Origin of the sequence: Paenibacillus phytorum, assembly GCF_013141715.1 — a bacterium.
Taxonomy (GTDB): domain Bacteria; phylum Bacillota; class Bacilli; order Paenibacillales; family NBRC-103111; genus Paenibacillus_E; species Paenibacillus_E phytorum.
This window is the reverse complement of the sequence record NZ_WHOA01000085.1, coordinates 123079-146010: the sequence shown is the minus strand read 5'-3', so window position 1 is coordinate 146010 and position 22932 is coordinate 123079. Positions and strand designations below refer to the sequence as shown.

17 protein-coding genes are annotated in these 22932 nt (G+C 45.2%); 12 read left to right on the top strand and 5 right to left on the bottom strand.

Translation table 11 applies throughout. The features are described from left to right. Position 1 precedes the first annotated feature (1 nt). Together GC098_RS11350 and GC098_RS11345 are read left to right on the top strand one after the other, a co-directional pair. Entirely contained in the window at positions 2-1543 is a 1542-nt protein-coding gene (locus GC098_RS11350) for a LutB/LldF family L-lactate oxidation iron-sulfur protein (protein WP_171643316.1), read from the top strand. After that, entirely contained in the window at positions 1536-2279 is a 744-nt protein-coding gene (locus GC098_RS11345; protein WP_171643269.1) for a LutC/YkgG family protein, read from the top strand. The genes GC098_RS11350 and GC098_RS11345 overlap by 8 nt, the downstream gene beginning before the upstream one ends. A gap of 108 nt (positions 2280-2387) precedes the next feature. Here GC098_RS11345 and GC098_RS11340 read toward each other — a convergent pair whose 3' ends face one another. Both GC098_RS11340 and GC098_RS11335 read right to left on the bottom strand, forming a co-directional pair. After that, positions 2388-3260, bottom strand: coding sequence for an AraC family transcriptional regulator (locus GC098_RS11340; RefSeq protein WP_171643268.1), 873 nt, complete (start codon positions 3258-3260; stop codon positions 2388-2390). Between the two features lie 92 nt (positions 3261-3352). Next, complete coding sequence (locus tag GC098_RS11335; protein ID WP_171643267.1) at positions 3353-4243, bottom strand: AraC family transcriptional regulator; 891 nt, start codon at positions 4241-4243, stop codon at positions 3353-3355. A gap of 117 nt (positions 4244-4360) precedes the next feature. Between GC098_RS11335 and GC098_RS11330 the strand changes: the two genes are divergently transcribed. Together GC098_RS11330 and GC098_RS11325 are read left to right on the top strand one after the other, a co-directional pair. Continuing rightward, complete coding sequence (locus GC098_RS11330; protein WP_246358553.1) at positions 4361-7726, top strand: DUF5107 domain-containing protein; 3366 nt, start codon at positions 4361-4363, stop codon at positions 7724-7726. Between the two features lie 22 nt (positions 7727-7748). Then, positions 7749-8687, top strand: coding sequence for an aldose epimerase family protein (locus GC098_RS11325; protein ID WP_171643266.1), 939 nt, complete (start codon positions 7749-7751; stop codon positions 8685-8687). A 645-nt stretch (positions 8688-9332) separates the two neighbouring features. On the opposite strand, the gene GC098_RS11320 is transcribed toward GC098_RS11325, so the two are convergent. After that, positions 9333-10910: a HEAT repeat domain-containing protein gene (locus tag GC098_RS11320; protein ID WP_171643265.1), complete on the bottom strand. Its 1578-nt coding sequence runs from the start codon at positions 10908-10910 to the stop codon at positions 9333-9335. Between the two features lie 144 nt (positions 10911-11054). Here GC098_RS11320 and GC098_RS11315 point away from each other — a divergent pair, with 144 nt between their 5' ends. Together GC098_RS11315 and GC098_RS11310 are read left to right on the top strand one after the other, a co-directional pair. Further along, on the top strand, positions 11055-11927 hold the full coding sequence (locus GC098_RS11315) for an AraC family transcriptional regulator (protein WP_171643264.1): 873 nt from the start codon (positions 11055-11057) through the stop codon (positions 11925-11927). Next, on the top strand, positions 11924-12211 hold the full coding sequence (locus tag GC098_RS11310) for a DUF1793 domain-containing protein (protein WP_171643263.1): 288 nt from the start codon (positions 11924-11926) through the stop codon (positions 12209-12211). Before GC098_RS11315 ends, GC098_RS11310 begins: the two co-directional genes overlap by 4 nt. Before the next feature lie 85 nt (positions 12212-12296). Here the strand turns inward: GC098_RS11310 and GC098_RS11305 are convergent, their stop codons facing one another. Then, positions 12297-12932, bottom strand: a complete 636-nt coding sequence (locus GC098_RS11305) for a CBO0543 family protein (protein ID WP_216625238.1) — start codon at positions 12930-12932, stop codon at positions 12297-12299. 145 nt (positions 12933-13077) lie between these two features. Further along, positions 13078-13968 carry a LysR family transcriptional regulator gene (locus GC098_RS11300; RefSeq protein ID WP_312880062.1) on the bottom strand — a complete coding sequence of 297 codons (891 nt, stop codon included), beginning with the start codon at positions 13966-13968 and terminating at the stop codon, positions 13078-13080. A 133-nt stretch (positions 13969-14101) separates the two neighbouring features. Between GC098_RS11300 and GC098_RS11295 the strand changes: the two genes are divergently transcribed. The 6 genes from GC098_RS11295 (at position 14102) to hutU (ending at position 22887) form a co-directional block, all read left to right on the top strand. Further along, the gene (locus GC098_RS11295) at positions 14102-15313 is read left to right on the top strand and encodes an MFS transporter (RefSeq protein WP_171643262.1); all 1212 of its coding nucleotides are present in this window, start codon (positions 14102-14104) and stop codon (positions 15311-15313) included. A gap of 445 nt (positions 15314-15758) precedes the next feature. Then, positions 15759-17090, top strand: coding sequence for an MFS transporter (locus GC098_RS11290; RefSeq protein ID WP_171643261.1), 1332 nt, complete (start codon positions 15759-15761; stop codon positions 17088-17090). Positions 17091-17186: 96 nt separating this feature from the next. Then, the gene (gene hutH / locus GC098_RS11285; RefSeq protein WP_171643260.1) at positions 17187-18746 is read left to right on the top strand and encodes a histidine ammonia-lyase; all 1560 of its coding nucleotides are present in this window, start codon (positions 17187-17189) and stop codon (positions 18744-18746) included. A 78-nt stretch (positions 18747-18824) separates the two neighbouring features. Next, complete coding sequence (locus GC098_RS11280) at positions 18825-20018, top strand: helix-turn-helix domain-containing protein (RefSeq protein WP_171643259.1); 1194 nt, start codon at positions 18825-18827, stop codon at positions 20016-20018. Between the two features lie 205 nt (positions 20019-20223). Beyond that, positions 20224-21192 carry an agmatinase family protein gene (locus tag GC098_RS11275; RefSeq protein ID WP_171643258.1) on the top strand — a complete coding sequence of 323 codons (969 nt, stop codon included), beginning with the start codon at positions 20224-20226 and terminating at the stop codon, positions 21190-21192. 30 nt (positions 21193-21222) lie between these two features. Continuing rightward, a complete protein-coding gene (hutU, locus tag GC098_RS11270) occupies positions 21223-22887 on the top strand; it encodes a urocanate hydratase (protein WP_171643257.1) in 1665 nt (554 codons plus the stop codon). Positions 22888-22932 lie beyond the last annotated feature (45 nt).

Here is a 22932-nt window from a genome sequence, read left to right as displayed (position 1 = left end):
GATGCATAGGCGAGCAGTTTCCGTAGGAAACGACCAGCCTAAAGTAAGTGGGTCCGTCAAAGAAAGATCGAAAGTCGCTCTGAATAATGATTTCTTGCGGAATGCCGTGAAATTCACGACCGAGCGGCTCAAGAAAGGGAAGCTGGCTGCAACAGAAGAACATGGGAACTGGGAGGAGTGGCGGGAGCGCGGTAGGCAGATTCGTCTGCATACGATTGCTCACTTAGACTACTACTTAGCTCGATTTGTAGAAAATGCAAGAGCTCAAGGCGTTCACGTACACTTCGCTTCTGATGCAGCTGATGCTGTTCGTTTGACGATGCAAATCGCTGAGCACAAGAAAGCCAAGAGTGTCGTAAAGTCCAAGTCGATGGTGTCTGAGGAATTGCATATCAACCACGCACTTGAGCAAATAGGGGTCGAGGCGATCGAGACGGACCTTGGCGAATATATTATCCAACTTGCTGGCGAAACGCCTTCGCATATTATTATTCCGGCCATTCATAAGAATCGGTATCAGATCGCCGAGCTGCTCTCTGAGGATGCAGGGGAGAAGCTCGCACCTGAAACCGGAATATTGGCTGGTTATGTACGCAGAAAGCTGCGAGAGAAATTTCTCGAAGCCGATATCGGCATGACGGGTTGCAACTTTGCCATCGCAGAGACCGGTTCGATCGTACTTTTCGAAAATGAAGGGAACGCCCGAATGGTGAGCACCATCCCTAAAACGCAAATTACATTTATGGGTATGGAGCGAATCATCCCCACCTTGGACGATCTAGAAGTGATGGCGACACTACTCCCTCGTTCAGCTACTGGTCAAAAGCTAACGGTATATATGTCTGTCATATCGGGACCCAAGCGTGAGCAAGATGGGGATGGTCCGGAAGAAATGCACGTCATCATCTTGGATAATGGACGTTCCTTGCAGCTCGGAGATCCACAATTCCAAGAACTGCTTAATTGTATTCGCTGCGGCGCCTGCCTTAACGCTTGTCCGGTGTACCGACATATTGGAGGTCATGCTTACGGCGGTGTGTATAGCGGACCCATAGGTGCTGTACTGACACCTGCACTAAATAAAAATGTCGACCAATGGGATGACATCGCAAGTGCGTCGAGCCTTTGCGGGGCCTGTTATGAGGCATGTCCAGTGAAGATTCCGCTGCACGATATGCTGGTTTACTTGCGTCAGCGTAAAGTGGAGAGCGGGGCGACCAATCTCGTGGAAAAAGCCGGAATGAAAGGCTTTAACTTGTTGATGTCAGATGCCAAGCGAGTTAAAGCGCTAATTAAACTTGGACGAATTGGCCAGAAATTGTTGGTTCGTGACGGACATATTAAAGCCAGGGTTGGCCCATTAAAAGGTTGGAATTCGTATCGTTATGCACCAAGCCTAGCTAAGAAGACGTTCCGAGAATCTTGGAAGGACATTGAGCAGAGATTGGAAGGCACATTGCCTGAGCTTGATTTGGTGATGAAAGCACGAATGGAGAGGCTTGTGGCTGCTCGTAAAGAGGAAGGAGGAAATCATCATGGCTAAATCAGATATGTCTTTTCTCCAGAAGCTAGAAGTAAAAGCACGCAAGGACCAGGCATCATTTTTCGAAAATATTGCTGCACGGCTCGGAAGAGCAAAGCCTTTGCAAACAGCTCCAGTACACAGCATGAAGGGGGCTCCTGAATTTTGGGATCTGGTGGATCTGCCTCTTGAAGGACGAATACAATTATTTATGTCGAACTGGCACAAGGCTGGTGGCCATGCCAAACGATTGATAGGAATGGCTGAAGCCGAATCCTTTATTGAACATTTCATTGAAGAGACACAAGCAAAGCACTTGATCATCCAGGATCAACCCGAGCTGGAGTCTCTTAGCACCGCACTTACGGATAAAGAAATTGACGTCACGGTTTGGAATGCTTTCGGAGTTAATTGCGATGGCAAAGATGAACTCATCGCTATCGCCGCAGGAGCCGACATTGGCGTTATAGCGGCTGAGCATGCAATTGCTTATACAGGTTCGCTTGTTATTACTTCAGCCCCGACTAGGGGGAGAAGTGTCAGCTTGCTGCCCACAACGCTTATCGCTATCATACCTGTGGAGCGACTAAAGACAAGTTTGGGTGAAGTGCTCCGGCCTTTCGATGATTTGGAAATGACGGACATGCCTGCAGGTATTCATTTTATCTCTGGCCCCAGTCGTTCCGCTGATATTGAGAATGATTTAACCATCGGAGTTCATGGTCCGGGTATTGTATATGCACTTATAATTGAATAAAAGCCTTTATAAAACTCAATGCGCTAAAGGCGGAACCGGTCATTTTCTTAAACAGTCTCGAGAAATAGTAGGGGGCGCAAAATAAATGGAGCCACGCGGGCTCCGTTTTTACTTTTTCAAAATCGGTATCCATATTTCACTTTTAAAAGTTGGTGAGGTTACATCTTTGTTCTCATTCCAAAGGATTTCTGGACCTTCTATTGCTTCATAGTTTGAGGATGGAAACCACTCGGAATAAATGCGTCCCCATACAGTTTGCAGTGTATCAGGAAATGGTCCGATTGCTTCGAATACAGCCCATATTGAGGCAGAAACATCAAGTTGAGTTAAGTTATCAGGACACTCATTCGTTGTTGCTACGCCAATATAGTGATCAAACTCCCCTTTTTCCTCCATCCTGCCTTCAGAAAAGTTTGTGGATGCACTAAGCAGTCCCATAGGCTCAACATTAGAAAGAATTTTAAGGTTATTGATCGTTTCGCTATCTAAACTTTTCCACATAGACGCAATCTCCGGATTTACCCCGTTGAATTGGATAGGTACTCTTTTCTTAATTCCAACAATGCGAAATGCCTCTTTTTCTTCAATTCGATAGATCATTTCATTTCCTCCTTTGATGGATAACTGGAAGGTCATTGGTGGGTAGGCTTTAAGTGAATGGCCATTAATTCTGGCTTCTGACGGTGCGATACCATGCAAATTTTGAAAAGCTCTTGCAAAAGAATCTGGTGAGTTGTACCCGTATTTCACTGCAATGTCAATGACCTTTACGCTGCTGCCTTTAAGCTCAAATGCTGCAAGAGTAAGGCGTCTGCGGCGGATATATTCCGATAGCGAAATACCAGCAAGGAAGGAAAACATCCTTTTAAAATGGTATTCGGAGCAGAAAGCCCTTCTTGCTACTTCTTTAAAATCAATATCGTTCGAAAGATTTTCTTCCATGTACTTTAAAGCCCCATTCATGTTTTTAAGCAAATCCATTTACTGACCTCCTTTATCAAAAGAATAGCAGGAATTGAATGTATCCATCCGACATATCGTGCACAATTATGTAGGGTCTCGTTGGTTCATCGTTACCCCTTCGGAATTTTGCGATATTCTGTTGGGGAAACCCCCATCATTTTTTTAAAGAGTCTGGAAAAGTAGTAGGCATCGGATATGCCGATTGCGTTTCCGATTTCCTTGATCGTGAGGGCGGTCAAGTCGAGCATTTGGCTCGCTTTTTGTATTTTGAGACGTAAAAAGTACTCCACTGGCGGAAAACCGATTTCCTTCTTGAATAAGAAAATCAAATGCTGTTTGGATACCCCAGTATGCTTGGCTAAATCGGAGAGTGTAATGGAAACCTCCAAATGGTCGTTCATGTACCGGATGGCGCTTTCCATATAGTTCTCCCTTTTTTTGTCTTGCGTAGACCCCGCTGAACTCATTCCAATATCGCTCAAAATCTCCCGAAACACATTGGAAACATGAACTTGTATCGCCATAGAATACGCCTTATTCGAAAGCAATTCATAGCAGTGTTCGAATTCCGTCAGAAACTTTGCGTTTATGTTATGTGGCAGATAAATGGAGCTCTCGTACAAATTGTACATTTTAATTAATGGAGCGGCATGATCGCCATGCAAATGAAACCAGTGAATACTCCAGGGTAAATGGGAAGATGCTCCGTAACGGTGCGGTATGCCTGCAGGTATGATGGCCAAATGCCGCGCGGTTAATTGCAGGGGCTTCCGATTTTCAAGCTCGATCCATCCTTCGCCATCTGTACAATAGATAACAATATGGGCGTTGCAGCCGTCAGAACGTTCCCGATAATGGTACTGGGCCCGCGGAAATACGCCGATATCGCTGATATATAGGTGCTTGGTCAATTGAGATTGCTCTAATTCTTTCAAAATATATTCGGGCATGACATGAAGTAATTCCTCTTGGAAGCCCTCTGGCTTCATAATCGTTTCCATAAATCTCACACCTCTAGTTGAAATAAGAATATCATCCATCATAAACCGCATTTCGTCAATTGGCAGAACAAACTCCTAGAAGTAAATTAGATATATAATCTAGCAGGAGGTCATCCAATGAGGAATGATAAGACAGATTCAATGGCTCAGCATAACGTTCAAGCGGTTCGAGTATGGGAAGAAGCAGTTGAAATTCCTACTTACGGAATCGGAGTACCCAATCCAAATCCAATGTTCTTGGAAAAACGAGTATATCAAGGCAGCTCCGGCCGCGTCTATCCGCATCCTGTCATTGATAAAATAGAAGACGAGAAAGTGATGAAAAGCTATCGACTTGTTATTCTTGAAAACGAATATGTTCGAATTGAAATGATGCCGGAGCTCGGAGGACGGATCTATCGCGCGCTGGACAAAACGAATCATTACGATTTCGTTTATTACAATAGAGTGATCAAGCCTGCGCTTGTTGGCCTCGCCGGACCGTGGATCTCAGGAGGTATCGAGTTCAACTGGCCGCAGCATCATCGTCCCAACACATTCGGCCCCGTAGAATATCGCTTCACGGTGAACGAGGATGGCAGCGCAACGGCGTGGGTGAGCGAAATTGATCGCATGTACGGCACGAAGGTAACCGCCGGTTTTACGTTGTATCCAGGTAAGGCGTACTTGGAAATCTCGGCGCAGCTTTACAACCGTACGCCAGAACCGCAAACCTTCCTGTGGTGGGCGAATCCCGCGGTTGCCGTTAACGAACACACGCAATCCGTATTTCCGCAGGATGTGACTGCTGTATTCGATCACGGCAAGCGGGATGTGTCCCGATTCCCGATTGCAACCGGCACGTACTACAAAATGGACTATTCCGCCGGCGTTGATATCTCGCGGTACAAGAACATTCCAGTTCCAACTTCTTATATGGCGTACAAATCCGATTACAACTTCGTCGGGGGTTATGATCACGGCGTACAGGCAGGGCTTTTGCACGTCGCTAACCACCATATTTCCCCAGGGAAGAAGCAGTGGACGTGGGGGAACGGTGAATTCGGGCAAGCATGGGACCGCAATCTGACCGACGAAGACGGGCCTTATATCGAATTGATGACCGGTGTTTATACCGACAATCAACCCGATTTTACTTGGCTGCAGCCCTATGAAGAGAAATCCTTTAAGCAGTACTTCATGCCTTACAAAAATATTGGGGTCGTCAAAAATGCTACAATCGATGCCGCAGTTAACCTTGAAATCGACGAAGCAACCCGTGAAGCTGTTGTCCATGTTTATGCAACTTCGGTTTTCCCGGATGCTGTTGTGGAGCTAAAAAGCCGTAAGCGCACCTATTTAAAGGAAAAGCTTGAATTATCACCAGTCTCAACGTATAAATCGGTGATTATACTTGATGAAGCACATAAACCGCATGATTTGTTGGTGCAAGTTTGGGATCAAAAAGGCAATTTGCTCGTATCCTATCGTCCAATTAAACCTTCGATTGAACAGGTGCCAGATGCGGCCAAGCCGCTTCAAGAACCGCAGGAGCTGATTACGAACGAGCAGCTATATTTGGCTGGACTGCACCTGGAACAATACCGCCATGCAACGTTCGAGCCGGACGATTATTATTTGGAGGGGCTCAAGCGCGATCCGAACGATATCCGAATCAATGTCGCGTATGGAACGCTGCTGCTCCGCCGCTGTTTGTTCCGCGAGGCCGAAGGACATTTCCGCACGGCGGTGAAGTCGCTTACGTGGCGTAACCCGAATCCGTACGACAGCGAAGCCTACTACCAGTTGGGTGTATCTCTAAAACTGCAGGGTCGTTTGGATGAAGCGTTCGCTGCCTTTTATAAAGCGGTCTGGTCTGCAGCTTGGCAGGACAGCGGCTACTTCTCGCTCGCTCAGATCGCCTGCGAGAAAGGAACTTATGAAGAGGCGCTAGAATTGGTCGAGCGTTCACTCATCCGCAATGCGCATAACTATAAGGCACGTCACTTGAAAACGGTGTTGCTGCGCAAATTAGGATTCATCGAGGACGCGCTCGCTTTTGCCCAAGAAACAATTAAGCTTGATATTGCTGATTTTGGAGCATATAACGAATGCTATCTAGTGAATTTAGCCCTAGGTGATCAAGAAAGCGCCGATCGTGTGCTTGGAGAGTTAGTCCTGCTCATGCGCGGCGATGCTCATAATTACTTGAACCTCGTATCGGACTATGCCGGGTGCGGTTTATATGCCGAGGCGATTGAAGTGATGAATCGAATCGTTCAGAACGAGAGCATGGATGCATACCCGATGCTGCACTACACACTTGGTTACTTACATGAGAAAGCGGGCTACCCGGAAGTCGCAGCGAAACATCGGCAACAAGGAAATGCAGCGGCGCCGGATTATTGCTTCCCAAACAGTTGGTTCGACTTGCTTATTTTGGAAAGCGCCATTGCCTTCAATGACAATGACGATAAAGCGCATTACTATCTTGGTAACTTGCTGTATGACAAAAGACGCTACGAGGATGCAATCTGCCATTGGGAATCGTCCCGAGATATTCGCGGCGATTTCGCAACCGTTCACCGCAACTTAGCACTGGCCTATTTCAATAAACGCGGTAACGCTCAAGCAGCGCTTGTGTCCTTGGAAACAGCGTTTGAATGCCAGCAGAATGATGCAAGGGTGTTTTATGAGCTTGATCAGCTTTACAAAAAGCTGAGTTACTCGCCGGAGAATCGTTTTGAAAAACTTGAAAAGCACAAGGCTTTAGTCGTTCAGCGCGACGATCTCTATTTGGAATACGTTACACTGCTCAATGCTCAAGGCAAACACGAGCAGGCTGCAGAGGCTCTGGCCAATCGTAAGTTTCATCCCTGGGAAGGCGGGGAGGGTAAGGTAACCGGCCAGTACATTTATTCACATGTAGAGTTGGCCAAATGCGCATTAGATGAAGCTCAATACAAGCAAGCGCTTGAACTTTTGCAAAAAGCGCTTCATTTTCCTGAAAACCTCGGTGAAGGAAAGCTTGCCGGCGCGCAAGATAACCAAATCTTTTACTATTTAGGCTGTGCTTTTGAAGGTTTGAACATGACGGATAACGCGATTGCGTTTTTTGAGAAGGCGTCCTTAGGTTTGGATGAGCCTGCCAGTGCGATGTACTACAATGATCAGCCGCCGGATATGATTTTTTATCAAGGCTTGGCATGGTTGAAGCTGCTAAATGAAAAAGAGGCTAAGCGCCGATTCAACAAACTCATTGACTATGCTGAAAAGCATATTTTCGATCAAGTGAAATTCGATTATTTCGCTGTCTCGCTGCCGGATTTCCTTGTGTTCGAGGACGATCTAAACATGCGTAACGAAATCCACTGCAACTACATGATGGCGCTCGGTTTCATAGGAATCGGCAAGCTTGAACAAGCCAAATTGCAGTTGGAAGAAGTGCTTCGTTTAGATAAAAATCACCAAGGGGCATGTACGCACCTCCGTTTGTGCAAATAAGCAGGTGAAGTGAGGGGTAGACTTGGGAAGTTGGACACAAATCGAAAGTGAAGGCTATTTAACTTGGGTTGGACAAACAAACAGCATCTCGTTAAGCGTGATTCCAAGTCTCGGCAGTAAGGTAGCCTCACTAGTGAATCGAAAGACAAACCGAGAGTGGCTCTGGAGAAGCGGTAAACCGCTTGGAAACACAGGCTTTGGCTCATCCTTTGCGACTGGAGACGAGAGCGGATGGGATGAAATGTTTCCAAGCATTAATAAGTGCTTCTATCCGGAAAAACCGTGGCAGAACCAGATGATTCCAGACCATGGGGAAGTATGGTCCTCGGAATGGAGCAGTCAATGTGTGGGAGATGAGCTATATTGCCGAGTGAATGGTGTGCATTTTCCGTATACGTTGGAAAAGGTGTATTCTTTTGCTGCTGAAGATACCTTGCGTATCGATTATAACTTGAAGAATCTTTCCTTATCACCATTTTCCTTTCTTTGGGCAGCTCATCCATTATTTCAAGTCCGAGAAGGTATGATATTGAACGTTCCGAACGACATGATAGAAATTGAAGTCTCTTATTCTGAACGGCAACGTCTTGGCGTCTTTCAGGACAGGAAACCCTGGCCTCTCATTCGAACGGAAAACGGTCGCGTAGATCTTAGTATGATCGAAACAGCGGAAGGGGAATTTGCGGAAAAATACTATTTCGCAAATAAGGTTAAGCATGGCTGGGCCCAGCTTAGTGATCCTGCGACAGGCGAAGCGGTAACGATCCGGTTCCCTCCGGAACAAGTGCCTTATCTAGCAATTTGGGCTAATTATGGTGGATATGGCGGCCATTATCATTTTGCAATCGAGCCTGCGACAGGAAAGATGGATGATCTTGCCCATGCGATACGACAAAACGAAGCGGCCATTGTCGAAGCTAACGGGGAGTACAGGTGGTTTATCGAAGTATTAATAAATTAGTGGGCTACTTCCATTGGATGAAATCCAGTGGAAGTAGGGAATTAACAACCTTGAAGCCAATTCCATTGGAAAATTTCCAATGGAAGTATTCATTTTCATGCTGAATACGATTCGAATGTTGCATAAGGTCAAATGAACTTAAAGGGCTGTCCTTAAGTAAATTTATGAACTATGACCCGAAAGATGGACACTTTGAAAAAAGTGACTTCTCTCGGGTCTTTTTACGTTATTAATCAATGAATAAGGAAGGTTGAGGCTTACATGTGTGAAATGGTTGGAGTAGGGGGAAATAAGGTGTGAATGAGTGAAAGAATGAATCGGTCGAATGATGTTGTAGGAAGTGCAACAATTCTGCCTAGATCTCACCTCTATCCCTTCGATGTTGCATAATGTACAACAATTTAGCCCCTTACAGGCTATTTCGCGAAAAATGGGTTCGAAATGTTGCACAAACTACAACTTTTACTCGCAAAATAGCCTTTAGACATGTGAATTGTTGTAGAAATTACAACATTGGTAATCACTGTAGCCCATCGAAGTTGCTGAACGAAAAGGTTTTTCTTTTATGTGTCCTCAAAAGGGGTCACAGTTCATTACCTACGTATAGGACAGCCTAGCGTTCGTGCTGAGTTATTATGGCGTACCTTAAAAAGTACTGACTTTACTTGTATCCGGACACCAGCGGGAAGTGCGGTAATATCGAATCAAGATATCGACCGCTTCCTCCGTTCGCAGATGGGTGAGTGTTTCCGCAGCATAAGCTCTAACGTAACGGTCCTTGCTGTAAAGCGCTTGCTCCAAGGAGTGGACAGCATCTTTCACGTCGCCAGTCTTACCAGTGCGCAGCAGTGAAAGTGCTGCAGTATATCCGACTTTATTGGTAATGTATGTCTGATCGCCTACATACGACTTTTTCGAATCCGTATGATTTGATTCTGAAGCATCGTCAGTTTTGCATCGTAGAGAATCCTTCAATACTTTCGCTAATGCCGAAACAACCTGTTCACCAGCATTCTTGAGCATACCTAATGATTCAACCGCATTCCTGCGAACCCATTCGCTCTGATCCTGCAAGCTTGAGATAAGCGACGGCACCACTTCATCTTCGGCAGATCCTATCATCCCGAGCACGAAAACCGCCAAAGCTCTTCGCTTCTCATCCTCATGCTTCAAAACACGGAGAAGCTCGGGAATCGCCTCAATGCCAGCTCCTTGCAAGCCATATGCGGCCCGTTCTGCTGTCATGCTCGACCCCTCCGTTATTTGCTTGATCAGCATGTCGATCCCTTGAGTTCCAAGTTGCCCAAGCGCATAGGCTGCATTCAAAGCGGTCGTTTCCACTTGATCGTTTAATAAAAGCGCTAGCGAGGGAGCACAAGAAGCTGCTTCTGCTCCGATGCGTCCCAATTCGTCCGCTGCCCGCCCGCGTTCGGTCGGGTTCTCTGACTCAAGCTCTTGTCGTAATGCCAACAATCGCTCCTCGGTCGTTGTCGTGCCAACCTGCTTTGTCGTAGGTTCTCCGAGTAACCAATCCCATACGTCTTGCCATAAATTCAAATGAGTAGCGGGTGTTCCTTCCGGCACAATCATCTCCCTGCTTTGATGATTCCAGCTCGGAAACTCCGGTGCGCTCAATCTGAGAAATTGAAATTTAAGCATATAACGATCTAGTTCTGATACATTAAGCGAAGCTCTATGCCACAAGTCGAAATGCACGAGTACCATAGTACCCGCCTTGCCTGTAGGCAGCAGCGTCTCACCTTGGTCGCCGAGAAATTTTTCGTAGTATTGGGTGCCTGGCATGATCGCAGTAGGCCCTAAATCTTCGGTAATATCGTGGGTGTAATAGAAAATCATCGCCCACCACGGTCGATGGCTGCGCATGGAAGACCAATAGCCGTCTTTGTGCCATTTTCCGCCACCAGGCGTCTGATTTCCCGGTTGGTTGTAATGACAGTGGCGATGTGGATGCATGTAATAGTCTGAACCAAGTACACTGCTTAAGGCTCCCTTGACGATCGGCGTATCGAACAGCTGCTGAATGTCCGGAACACGTGGCAGAATGTTGTTGCCGGGGTTGCCTTCATTATGCATAACATGATTGATCTGGTTCATGATGCTCAAATGAAGTTGATGAGGCATGTCGTTCTGAAGTACAAGATATCCTTTGGTAATAAATTGCATCATTTGCTCATCTGTCAACAAATACTTGGTATCTAACATGTTAAATCCTCCTTAGAAATCTTCGTCCTTACTTAGAAATACTACAGTATTCGGTTTATTTTGTATTTGCAAAATCGTCAATTATTTGTACAATCGTCATATCAATTACATTTTAATTTTTTTCGAATAAGGTGGTGATCATGGATGGATTTCGCCGACTTACATCCTTATGTGTACTATGCAACCCGGTACCCATTCTCCAAAGGACAGGCTAGCAACAATCGGATTTGTTATGCCTCCTCCCTATATTTGATCAGCGAGGGAAGAGGTGTCATTCACACCAACGGTCGCACGTATGAAACGGTAGCCGGCTCTCTCGTGTACATACCAGCAGGGCAGCCCCATCATTGGGTTGCCGACAGCCAAGACCCGATGGTCCACATCTGTTGCTATTTCGATTGGTCATACATAGATCGTAGGACCGAGTTCACCCACCCGAGCATGATCTGCTATGATACAGCCACACTGGTTTCTACCCTGATCGGACCTGCATTTCCTTATTCATTACCAGAGCATGTGAAAGTTGAGAAGCTGCGGCTGTGGATGGATTTTTTTGAGAAGTTTTATACCGAAAACCACTATACAAACCAACGGACGTACGTTCGCAGCTTAAAGGTTCAGAGCAGCTTCCAGCAGTTTATTGAGTTTTTTCTAACTTTTGCCCTGAAAGAGGAGCATATCCCTAATCTCCGTATGTCCAAGTTGCTCGAGCGATTGGATCAGGATCTGGTACAAGGCAATCTGCAGCCTTTGGAAAACTATTATAGAGAGCTTCGCATAAGCCGTGGTTACTTTTTTGATTTGTTCAAACATGCAACCGGATTGCCACCAACTCAGTATGTCATCCAATTTAGGATTAATCGTGCGAAGGACGACCTCCTCTTTTCGAATCTGAACATCACCGAGATCGCAGACAAACACGGATTTTCGTCTTTGCATTATTTTTCGAAGCTATTCCGCAAGATAAACGGTCTATCACCACGGGAGTTCCGAGAAGAGAACAGAGAAGGTCTATGACGATAGAGAAGCAAAGGAATGAATACGGTACTCCGCTGGATAGCCGGGAAACTTATACGAAAGTGGATTGGCTCATATGGTCAGCTTCGCTCGCGACTGATCGGGACGATTTTATTAAGCTAGTGGAACCGTTATGGAAAATGATAAACGACACCCCGGACCGGGTAGCTTTCTCTGATTGGACGGATACGATTACAGCCCGGCAGCTGAATTTCCAGCATCGCAGCGTCGTGGGGGGATTTTACATGAAACTGCTGAAAGAAAAAGGAATAAGGCAAGTATAACAAAAAGGATCACCTTCTCCGCTGAGCAGCAGCTCATTAGCGAAGGGTGATCCTTGTTGTATCTGTTATATATGTCATAAGGCTGCTATTTAGCTTTTTCTTTTTTAAGGAATAGTTTTTTTATTGAAATTTTTTGTCCGTATGTTGGCTCTTTTTGGCGTTCTTGTTGAAAATGCAGGAATAGGTTGGTAACCCATTTGGATAAAAAAGAGACTCCCAAAAAAATTAGGAAGATGTAAAAATAATTCATTCCTTTATATAAACGGAATAAGCCAAATGTTACCAAAGCAGGTTTAAACAAAAAGGAAAGAAAGAAAGAGTATGCTGTAGCATATAGGTAGTAATTTCTACGATTATTTAAAGTCCATTGGTAAAGCAACATGAAAGTCACTGGAATGAAAGACGTATCAAGAGAAACGCTTGCAGGCAGAAAAGGAATTAACTTATAAGGATAAATCACAAGTCCGTTTGTTACGCAAAAGATATCAGCATAGTGGAACCACATATGAATATTAAAACCAAAGAAACCGATAAGCAGAGCCTTTCTTCTGTCGATTAAGAAATAAAGGGCTATTAAAGGAATAATAAATAACCCTAAAGTAAACCAAAATTCCCAAGTGTTTATATTTGAATTTTTAAACCAATAATCAATTGATGTACTTGAAATTCTTTCATGTAATTTTCTGATTTGTTCCAACTGATTAGTTTGGTCAGGACCCAAATCTATCTCCTCCTTTCGGTTGTATTTACCTATTTTGTCCAGACACGTAGTACTTTATTTATAGGATTTTGACAAGTTGATCTCCTTGCGATGTGCGTGAAACAAAGGGACTTATTTCAGCACTAAAAATTCGATTAGAGTCCGTTTACTTCGGACTAAAATGATCAGTCACTTTGCGAATAAAGGCTTTAGCCGCTTGACCAAGAAACCGATCGGATCGGTAGATGACACCGATATTGCGGCTAGGCGCATTTTTGGAAATGTGAATGCATCTCAGATCTGGTTCATTAATGGATTGGATTAAAGGAAGAGGGAGGACGCTCGCTCCAATGTTTGCCCTTATTAAATTAATAATGGAAGTCGGAGAGGTGGTTTCCATAATTGTGGTTAATTCAAACCCATACTCACGGCAAAAATCGTCAACGAGCTCTCTACCAATCATACCTTTAGGAGGCATGACGGTTTCAACATGGCGCAGCTCGTCAATATCAATAGAATGACTGCTAGCCAAAGCGTGGTTCTCGGAAACCGCTAGCACATATTCTTCACAGCACAGAGGAATTCGTACCAAGCGTTCATCCGGCTGAGGCATGATTCCAATGCCTATATCGACTTCATTTGCCAGTACTTGTTCAACAATTTCAACGGAAGATACGATTCTGAGCTTAATTTTAGGGAATTCGTGGTAAAAATCAATTAACATTTTTGATATTCTGTAATCCAAATCCGAGGGTAATACACCTACGATTAATGTGCCTCTCTGCAAATTATGAAGTTCACCGATAAATTCGTTGACGTTTTTCAGACTTCGCAGGACAACATGGCTTTGCTCAAGAAGAATGGAGCCTGCTTCCGTGATCGCGATTTTTTTGCCGATCCGGTCAAACAAAGGAATGTTTAATTCATCTTCTAACGCACGGATTTGTTGGCTTAATGCAGGTTGTGAGATTCCTATTTTTTCCGCAGCTCTAGTGAAGTGCAATTCCTCGCATACGGCGATAAAATATTCTAATTGACGAAATTCCAAGCGTTTCACCTCTATATATCATAAGTATTTCTTATGATTATAATAGGAATGATAATATTGATCAATTATTCGTTTTCTTTTACACTAGTGTAATTGAGCGCTGCTCGATCGTACTAAAATGAAGTGTAAGGGGAAATGCAAGATGAAATTAAGGTTTGGATATTTAGTATGTGCATTGTTTCTTGCTTCCATTAATTTACGTCCGGCCATTTCGTCGATTGCTCCATTATTGGAAACGATGCGTAAAGATCTTGGAATAAACGGGGCTTTGGCCAGCCTTCTTACTTCAATTCCGGTACTATGCATGGGTTTGTTTTCGCCTATAGCCGTTAAGATAAGTAATCGGTGGGGGTTGGAGAAGACACTGACTTGGTCTCTATTGCTTATAGGTGTAGGCACCATTCTTCGCTATTTTGCGGCTTCCTCGCTGCTGTTGTTGCTTACCGCTTTTCTGGCGGGGGTAGGCATTGCGATAACCGGACCCTTGCTATCTGGATTTATTAAAAGATATTTTGCTAATCGTGCATCTTCCTTAGTAGGAATTTATTCCTCAGCAATGGTCATTGGGGCAGCTCTTAGTTCAGGATTATCCGTGCCGATTCAGCATCTTTTTCACGATTCGTGGCGCGCTTCGCTAGCATCTTGGGCTATATTCGCCATTGTTGCACTTCCAGTATGGTGGCGGCTGGCCGTGCATGCATCGCACTCGAATTCAACTGCTTCAAAGAACACGTCAGAAAGGGTTAAGCTCCCATGGAAAAATAAGAGAGCACGGATCATAACGCTGCTCTTTGGCTTTATGGCGGTCATTTTTTATTCTTTAACAGCCTGGTTGGCTCCAGCGTTTGAAAGCATGGGGTACGATAAAGCATTTGCCGGGGGAATGCTAACGTTGTTCACGTTTATTCAAATACCGGTCAGTTTCGTGCTGCCAATCCTTATTGCGCGCTTTCCTAAACGGATGTACTGGTTATTGAACTGCGCTATTTTTCAGCTTGCAGGATTGCTTGTCTTCATGATGAACGGTAATCCATGGTACTGTGCCATGCTACTCGGCATCGGTGCAGGCGGATTGTTCCCGATTGTTTTAATGCTGCCGCTCGAAGAAACGGGTGATGCGGAAGCCGCGAGTGCGTGGGCAGCGATGAACCAGTCTGGTGGGTATGTTATAGGCTCTTTGGGTCCGATCTTTGTTGGTTGGCTACATGATGCTACAGGCAGCTTCGTTCCGGCATTTGGCGGAATGGTCATAGTCGTTGTGCTAATGATGCTGCTCCAGCTTATCATTGGCAATAAAAAAGAGCAGTCAAGCTTGGAGATTCCTGCTCAAGCGGCGACTTCGTCATCTCGATGATAAAAGAGGATGATTTGATTTGAAGTTTTAAAAATAACCATTCAGCTACTGCTGTATGGTTATTTTTATTGTGAAATTGGGTATGCTGAATGAATTATGGCAGCTCCAAATCATTTCATAAACCTTTCCAGTTGCATTTCTTTCCAGCAATATTGTGCTAGTGATCCGAATTATTATCTAGAGCACAATCCTTAATGAGCGATTATAATTTGTTTACTGCAGCATAACTCAAAGGAACACTGGTAATTTGAAAACGCTTTAAAGCGCTTTGAAACAAAGAAAAGGAATGGAATGTATCCGTTTATTCGTAACAATCAATTATGATCGGTTCAATCTGAATCTAAATTGGAAAGCAAAATCGTGCTAGTGTTTAGTGGTTACTTGCCTCCGGAGGGCTTAGTCAAGACATTTATAAAATCGATTTTCATAAACGGGGGTTACTGCTATGTCCGTACAACTATCCATGAAACCTTATAAGATTGATGACGCGCCACTCAATAAATTTCATCTCAAAATTACAGCGCTTACGTTTGGATCTAATTTTTCGGATGGGTATGCTCTTGGTATCATAGGGATGGCTCTGACTTTGATTGGTCCACAAATGAATCTTAGCCCGATTTGGAGTGGATTAATAGGAAGTTCAGCGTTGATCGGACTCTTTTTCGGCAGTCTGCTCCTCGGAGGATTATCCGACCGTATAGGCAGACAGAAAATCTTCCTTGGTAACTTCGTAGTCATTGCTTTAGCGTCTTTCTTACAATTTTTTGTACAAGATCCTACGATTCTGTTCATCCTGCGTATATTGATTGGTTTTGCTTTGGGTGGCGATTACGCGATTGGGTCGACGCTGCTTGCTGAGTTCGCGCCTAGAAAACATCGAGGTTTTCTACTTTCTTTCTTAAATGTCATGTGGACCGTCGGTTATGTAGTCTCCAACATTGTCGGTTATTATCTGCTAAAGACCGGCCCAGATTCCTGGCGGTGGATGCTAGCCAGTGCGGCTATCCCGGCAGTAATCGTTCTTCTAATGCGGATCGGAACACCTGAATCCCCAAGATGGCTCATTAGCATGGGGCGTGTGGAGGAAGCAAGGGAAATCGTGAAGAAGCATATCGGTCCACTTGCGGAGCTTGATGAAACGCGTTTGGAGCATACCTCCAAAACGTACCGGTTTCAAGACCTTTTCGGAAAACAGCTTTGGAAGCGTACGGCATTTGGCGGTCTCTTCTATGTCTGTCAAGTGCTTCCCTACTTCGCAATTTATACGTTCCTACCGGATATTTTAGCTAAAATGGGATTTGAAGAGACGTTCCTTATGGACACGATTTTAAATTTATTCCTGCTTGTCGGTTCGATTGCCGGTCTGTGGTTTACCGAGAAATATTCGCGCAGAAGCTTTACGATTAACACGTTTATTATCCTTACAATATCCTTGCTTGCGCTTACTCTTTTACCTGCTGGTTCACACATCGTGGCTATTACGATCTTTTGTTTATTTACCTTCGTCATGTCAGCCGCTTCAAATCTTACCTTAGTATATCCAGCCGAGCTCTTTCCAACCGAAATCCGGGGATCTGGCGTCGGTGTCGTGACTGCAATAAGCCGAATCGGTTCGGCGGTTGGAACATTTCTGTTGCCGGTAACAATTAATTCCATGGGACTAACCCCTTCTATGATTGGTATGACAATAGTTCTGCTGATCGGGACCATTGTTTCCATTGCCTGGGCGCCGGAGACGAAATCACTTGCCCTGGATGATGACATCCATTATCATTAAAAACTTTGACAAGAGATGTCGGAAGGCATCTCTTGTATGAATATTTAACCGACAACTATTGCATAGTATGTATTGGTTTTAAAAGGAGATGTTCTCATGAAAATTGCTTCTGCTCCCACTCATCCTAAAGACATCAATCAAGTAATTCTTGGCGATCATCAGGTCTCTATTGTCGAATTTGTCGCTGTAGCTCGTTACGGGGCTAAGGTATCGTTTTCGCCGAGTTATTGCGATCGCGTTAATCATTCCAGAAGTCTTATCGAGAAATTTTTAAACGAAAACCGCATCATTTATGGCGTAACGACCGGCTTCGGGAGCAATGTGACCGAGATCATCTCAACCGAAGATGCTCAAGCCCTGCAGCGCAATATCGTTAGATCTCATGCGGTTTCCGTAGGCGATCCACTGGAGAAAGAAGTTGTCAGAGCGATTCAACTGATGATGCTCATTCATTTGGGTCATGGCTATTCCGGCGTCCGATTGGAACTGCTAGAGCTCATAGCATCGCTCTTAAATCAAGGAGTCACGCCGTTTGCTCCAGGCGACGGATCCGTCGGTTATCTTGCCCCGGAAGCACATATGGCGTTAGTGCTAATTGGGGAAGGCAAAGCTTGGCACAAGGAGGTACTCCTTCCAGGCAGAGAGGCGCTTGAAAGAGCTGGGTTAACCCCTACCACATTAAGCTGTAAAGAAGGGCTGGCGCTGACGAACGGATCGTCGTCTGTCACAGCCATGGCCATATTAACTCTATATAATGCCATTCAAGCGGTGAAAACAGCGGATATTGCGGGCGCAATGTCATTTGAAGCTTTAAAAGGTACGATTCATGCCTTCGATCCAAGGCTCCATGCTTTAAAACAACATGAGGAGCAGGCCAAGACGGCGCAAAATTTATTGCGAATCCTTAAAGGCAGTGAAATTGCCGAAACATATAAAAACTATCGCGTGCAGGATGCTTTAAGTTTAAGATGCATCCCCCAGGTTCATGGAGCTTCTAAAAGAAATTTGAAGGATGCCGCCTATACCATTAATAATGAGCTTAACTCTGTAAGTGATAATCCTGTTATTGTTCCCGAGGAAGACGACGGGATTGCCTTAATGGGGGGCAATTTTGACGGCACTTATGTCGGTATCCAGGCAGATGTCATGTGTATAGCCATGGGTAATTTGGGGAAAATAGCGGAGAGACGAATCGATCGATTAGTAAATTTTCACCTGAGCGAGATGCCTAGTTATTTAGTGAGAAATCCGGGATTAAACAATGGATATATGATCCCTCAATATACAGCTGTTGGGCTGCTGGGGGAAATCAGGATTCTTTCTCATCCAGCCTCCGTAGAAAGTGTTCCCACTAGCGCCAATCAAGAAGATGTTGTCAGTTTCGCGTATGCGGCCTCGAAGAAAGCCTACCAGATTTCGAAAAAGCTGTCGTATATTTTGGCGATTGAATTAATGACTGCCGTACAAGCTCTCGATTTTCATCGGCCGATGAAATCTTCTCCAGTTATTGAGGGGGTCTATAACCTGATACGAACGCAAGTGCCAACGGTGGAGGAAGACCGCTTTTTCTATCCGGACATCGTGACGATCTATCATCAAATTCATGAGGGCGAAATCGTTAAGGTTGTTGAAGACATGATTGGTGAAATAGAATAAAATAACATGGAAGCAGTTTTCTCTGAAGTTTAGGAGCAAAACGGCTTCCTTTTTTAAGGTAGGGGAGGTGATTAGACATTGAAACTGGATACAGCCCAAGCATCCTTTTCGCAACTTCTCATTTCGGGGACGTTAATCCATGAAGCGGATTTTGAAGAAATGCGTGAACGGCTTGGCATTGAGCCGCGGCCCCAAGTCGTTATCGTTTTGTCCATAGACCGTTATACCGATTTGGCTTTGGACAAATCATTACAATGGAGTATTGAGATCGGGCAGGTGTTGGTGGAAGCCATTTTTGAGAGTATCACCTTGCCATTCCTGTGGGTCTGGGTAGGAGAAGGCGTGCTAGCCGTATTATTGGAACTCCAATCGGTTCAGCCTGTTGAACCAACCTATAAACAAGTTACGTATGGCATGGTCAAGAAAATTCAAAACTTCGTAGATACGAAGGGCTTTTCCGTTTCAGCTGGGATAGGCACCTATTATGAAGATCCTTACAAGCTTCATCTTTCCTACAGCGAAGCCAAAGAATCATTAATCAACCGTTTCTTTCAAGGAAACCGGATGATTTTTCAATATGAAGGACAAAGAAGCATTCAAGAAGAAAGTGCAAAGCCGGTGACACACGAAGAGAAAATCGAATTGCTGTCACGTGTCCGGATCGGCGATGAAGAAGGGTCGATTGCTTATTTGGTCGAGTTATTAGAAAATCTATCCCAATCGTATAAGCATAATATTGATCTATTTAAGTCGGAAGCCTATGATCTAGTACTTTCTTTGTCAAGAATGGTTGTGGACTTAGGCGGTAATGCTTCTGAAATTTTATCTGAAAATGCAAGAATGCTCCAAGACTTGTACAGTACCATTCGATATGACAAATTTGTTAAAAAGCTGTGCGCATACTGGAGGAAGCTGGCCAAGCAAGTATCGGATGATCATGCCTTAGAGGTGTCCCCCATTGTGCGATCAGCTATTGTTTATATAAGAGAGCATCATCAAGACAAAATGTTATTAAAAGAAATTGCCCAGCATTGTTACTTGAGCACCCACTATTTTGCCCATGTATTCAAAAAAGAAGCTGGTGTAAGCTTTGTTGACTTTTTAAATAAAGTTCGTATTGAGAAGGCCGTTTATTTGTTAGAGAAAACGGAATTAACCATGCAAGAGATTGCCGCACGAGTCGGTTTTCAGGATGCGAACTATTTTGCAAGGAAATTTAAAATGATTATGGGGTGCAGCCCGTCGGACTATCGGTCATCTGCCCAGTGCTAGTGTTATTGCAATAGCTTCTTTAAGCCAATCCGCTCAGGGGTTGGCTTTTAAGCGTTTTCATACAAATTATCACTTTAAAGTTAAATCGTAATATTGTGCTACCTTTCAGCAAATTCGACTAGATTCAGATGCCTCTTTTTTAAGTATGATGTATTCATAGAAACAAACAAACATTGTTTTATCAACCTACAGGAGGGAAGCAGCTTTGAGACAAATTGAACTGCTGAATCCGCCAGAATTCGTACGAAACTCTAATTGGCGGGATCGATTCGAGACCAAGGTATCCCAGTGGTTGACCCCTTGGGAAGGCGAGGAAGATGTCCAAGTCGGTTTCATCGGTGTTCCGCTTTCTAAGACGTCAATCAGTATTTCAGGCGCTTCGATGACACCGAATGCCTTACGGGAATTATTTGCAAATGTTACGACGTACAGTATCGACCACGGTGTCGATTTGCAGGAATTGCAAGCGCGTGATCTTGGTGATATCCAAATGCACGTGACGGATCTGCTGCGCTGTCATGCCAATATCGAACAAGGGCTGAAGAACATTTACGCAGCTATGCCTCATTTGTTCCCGATTATTGCTGGTGGTGATCACTCCATTACTTGCCCCTCAGTGAAAGCGTTTAAGCACCATGTCGGTGGTAAGGTGGGTATCGTTCAGCTTGACTCCCACATGGATGTCCGGAATCTGGAGGACGGAGGTCCTTCCAACGGAACGCCAATCCGCGGGTTGATCGAATCGGGCACGGTTGAAGGTCGCCATATTGCGCAAATCGGACTTCACAGCTTTGCCAATTCAAGAGCGTATCATGAATACGCCATGGCGCAAGGAATTACCCAATATACGGCGCGTCAAGTAGCCAAAGAAGGAATCGAGGCTTTGGTGGAAAAGGCGCTAGAGGTTGCCGGTGACGGGACAGATGCCATTTATGTAACCGTTGACATGGATGTACTAGATCAAGCTTATGCGCCAGGTGTGCCAGCACTCGTTCCAGCCGGAATGACCTCATGGCAGTTGTTGGAAGCGGTATTCCTATTAGGACAGCATTCTAAGGTACGAGGCTTTGATATTGTTTGTGTAGATCCAATGCAAGATCCCCGTAGAGCGACGGTCAGGACTGCCTTGCATGTCATCTTGACTTTCTTGACGGGATATATGAAAAGAAACTAATTCGAACACAACATAGAGGAGTGACTATTCATGGAACAAACAGTCAAACGTACGATTCGAGCAGCACACGGAACGAAGCTAACAGCAAAAGGGTGGCAGCAGGAAGCTGTCCTGCGTATGTTGATGAACAATCTGGACCCTGACGTAGCCGAACGTCCGGAAGATCTCGTCGTCTATGGAGGAATCGGCAAGGCTGCACGTAACTGGGAATCTTATGACAAAATCGTAGAATGTTTAACGAACCTGGAAGCGGATGAAACGCTTCTTGTACAATCCGGGAAACCGGTTGGCGTATTCAGAACGCATTCGCATGCGCCGCGGGTTCTCATCTCGAACTCGGTCATTGTTCCGGCATATGCCAACTGGGAGACGTTCCATGAACTCGATAAACAGGGTCTTATGATGTACGGCCAAATGACGGCTGGCAGCTGGATTTATATCGGTACGCAAGGCATTTTGCAAGGAACCTATGAGACCTTCGCTGAGGCAGCTAGGCAGCATTCGGGAGGCACATTAAGAGGTACCTTGACATTAACAGCCGGACTTGGCGGCATGGGTGGCGCTCAACCGCTCGCTGTAACGATGAACGATGGCGTGGTCATCGGTGTAGACGTTGATCCGACTCGTATTCAACGCAGAATCGACACGCGTTATTGCGACGTCATGGTTTACGATCTGGATGAGGCTTTGAAGCTTGCGAACGAAGCGAAAGCTGAGGGGAGAGCGCTCGCTATTGGGCTAGTAGGAAACGCTGCAGAGGTGTTCGCGGAATTTGTGAAACGGGGAATTGTGCCTGATTTCGTAACCGATCAAACTTCGGCTCACGATCCGCTTAACGGCTATGTGCCTGTCGGTTATTCATTGGAAGCTGCGGCTGACTTGCGTAAAAACGATCCGACGCAATATGTGAAGCTGTCCAAGAAATCGATGGCTGCGCATGTGCAAGCGATGCTTGATCTTCAAAAACTTGGTTCAACCGTATTTGATTACGGCAATAATATCCGCCAAGTGGCTCTTGATGAAGGGGTTAAGGATGCCTTTAACTTCCCTGGATTTGTTCCGGCTTACATTCGTCCGCTCTTCTGCGAAGGAAAAGGACCGTTCCGTTGGGCGGCTTTGTCCGGTAATCCGGAAGATATCTATAAAACGGATGAGCTTGCTTTGAAACTGTTCCCAGAAAATGCGCATTTGCGTAAATGGATCGAATTGGCAAGAGAAAAAGTAGCGTTCCAAGGTTTACCAGCTCGTATCTGCTGGTTAGGTTATGGGGAACGGGCTAAGATGGGTCTGGCGATTAACGAAATGGTACGCAATGGAGAATTATCCGCACCGATCGTTATTGGACGTGATCATCTGGATTGCGGTTCCGTGGCTTCTCCAAACCGTGAGACCGAGTCCATGAAGGACGGCAGCGATGTTGTGGGCGACTGGGCTATATTGAACGCGCTTGTGAATACAGCATCCGGTGCGAGCTGGGTTTCCGTCCATCATGGAGGCGGCGTAGGCATGGGCTACTCCCTGCACGCAGGTATGGTTGTCGTTGCGGACGGTTCCAAGGAAGCGGACGAAAGATTAGAGCGCGTATTGAACACAGACCCTGGAATGGGCGTCATCCGTCACGCTGATGCCGGTTATGACATTGCCATTGAAACGGCGAAGGAACGCGGCGTTCGCGTACCGATGATGGGCATCTAATCGTTACAGAACATATAAAATGAATGATGATAACTCGCAGCAAGC

What these genes read in the sequence shown, in the direction of transcription:
- GC098_RS11350 (WP_171643316.1), top strand. Translation starts at nt 2, where the DNA reads ATGCATAGGCGAGCAGTTTCCGTAGGAAACGACCAGCCTAAAGTAAGT.
- GC098_RS11345 (WP_171643269.1), top strand. Translation starts at nt 1,536, where the DNA reads ATGGCTAAATCAGATATGTCTTTTCTCCAGAAGCTAGAAGTAAAAGCA.
- GC098_RS11340 (WP_171643268.1), bottom strand. Translation starts at nt 3,260, where the DNA reads ATGGATTTGCTTAAAAACATGAATGGGGCTTTAAAGTACATGGAAGAA.
- GC098_RS11335 (WP_171643267.1), bottom strand. Translation starts at nt 4,243, where the DNA reads ATGGAAACGATTATGAAGCCAGAGGGCTTCCAAGAGGAATTACTTCAT.
- GC098_RS11330 (WP_246358553.1), top strand. Translation starts at nt 4,361, where the DNA reads ATGAGGAATGATAAGACAGATTCAATGGCTCAGCATAACGTTCAAGCG.
- GC098_RS11320 (WP_171643265.1), bottom strand. Translation starts at nt 10,910, where the DNA reads ATGTTAGATACCAAGTATTTGTTGACAGATGAGCAAATGATGCAATTT.
- GC098_RS11315 (WP_171643264.1), top strand. Translation starts at nt 11,055, where the DNA reads ATGGATTTCGCCGACTTACATCCTTATGTGTACTATGCAACCCGGTAC.
- GC098_RS11310 (WP_171643263.1), top strand. Translation starts at nt 11,924, where the DNA reads ATGACGATAGAGAAGCAAAGGAATGAATACGGTACTCCGCTGGATAGC.
- GC098_RS11295 (WP_171643262.1), top strand. Translation starts at nt 14,102, where the DNA reads ATGAAATTAAGGTTTGGATATTTAGTATGTGCATTGTTTCTTGCTTCC.
- GC098_RS11290 (WP_171643261.1), top strand. Translation starts at nt 15,759, where the DNA reads ATGTCCGTACAACTATCCATGAAACCTTATAAGATTGATGACGCGCCA.
- hutH (WP_171643260.1), top strand. Translation starts at nt 17,187, where the DNA reads ATGAAAATTGCTTCTGCTCCCACTCATCCTAAAGACATCAATCAAGTA.
- hutU (WP_171643257.1), top strand. Translation starts at nt 21,223, where the DNA reads ATGGAACAAACAGTCAAACGTACGATTCGAGCAGCACACGGAACGAAG.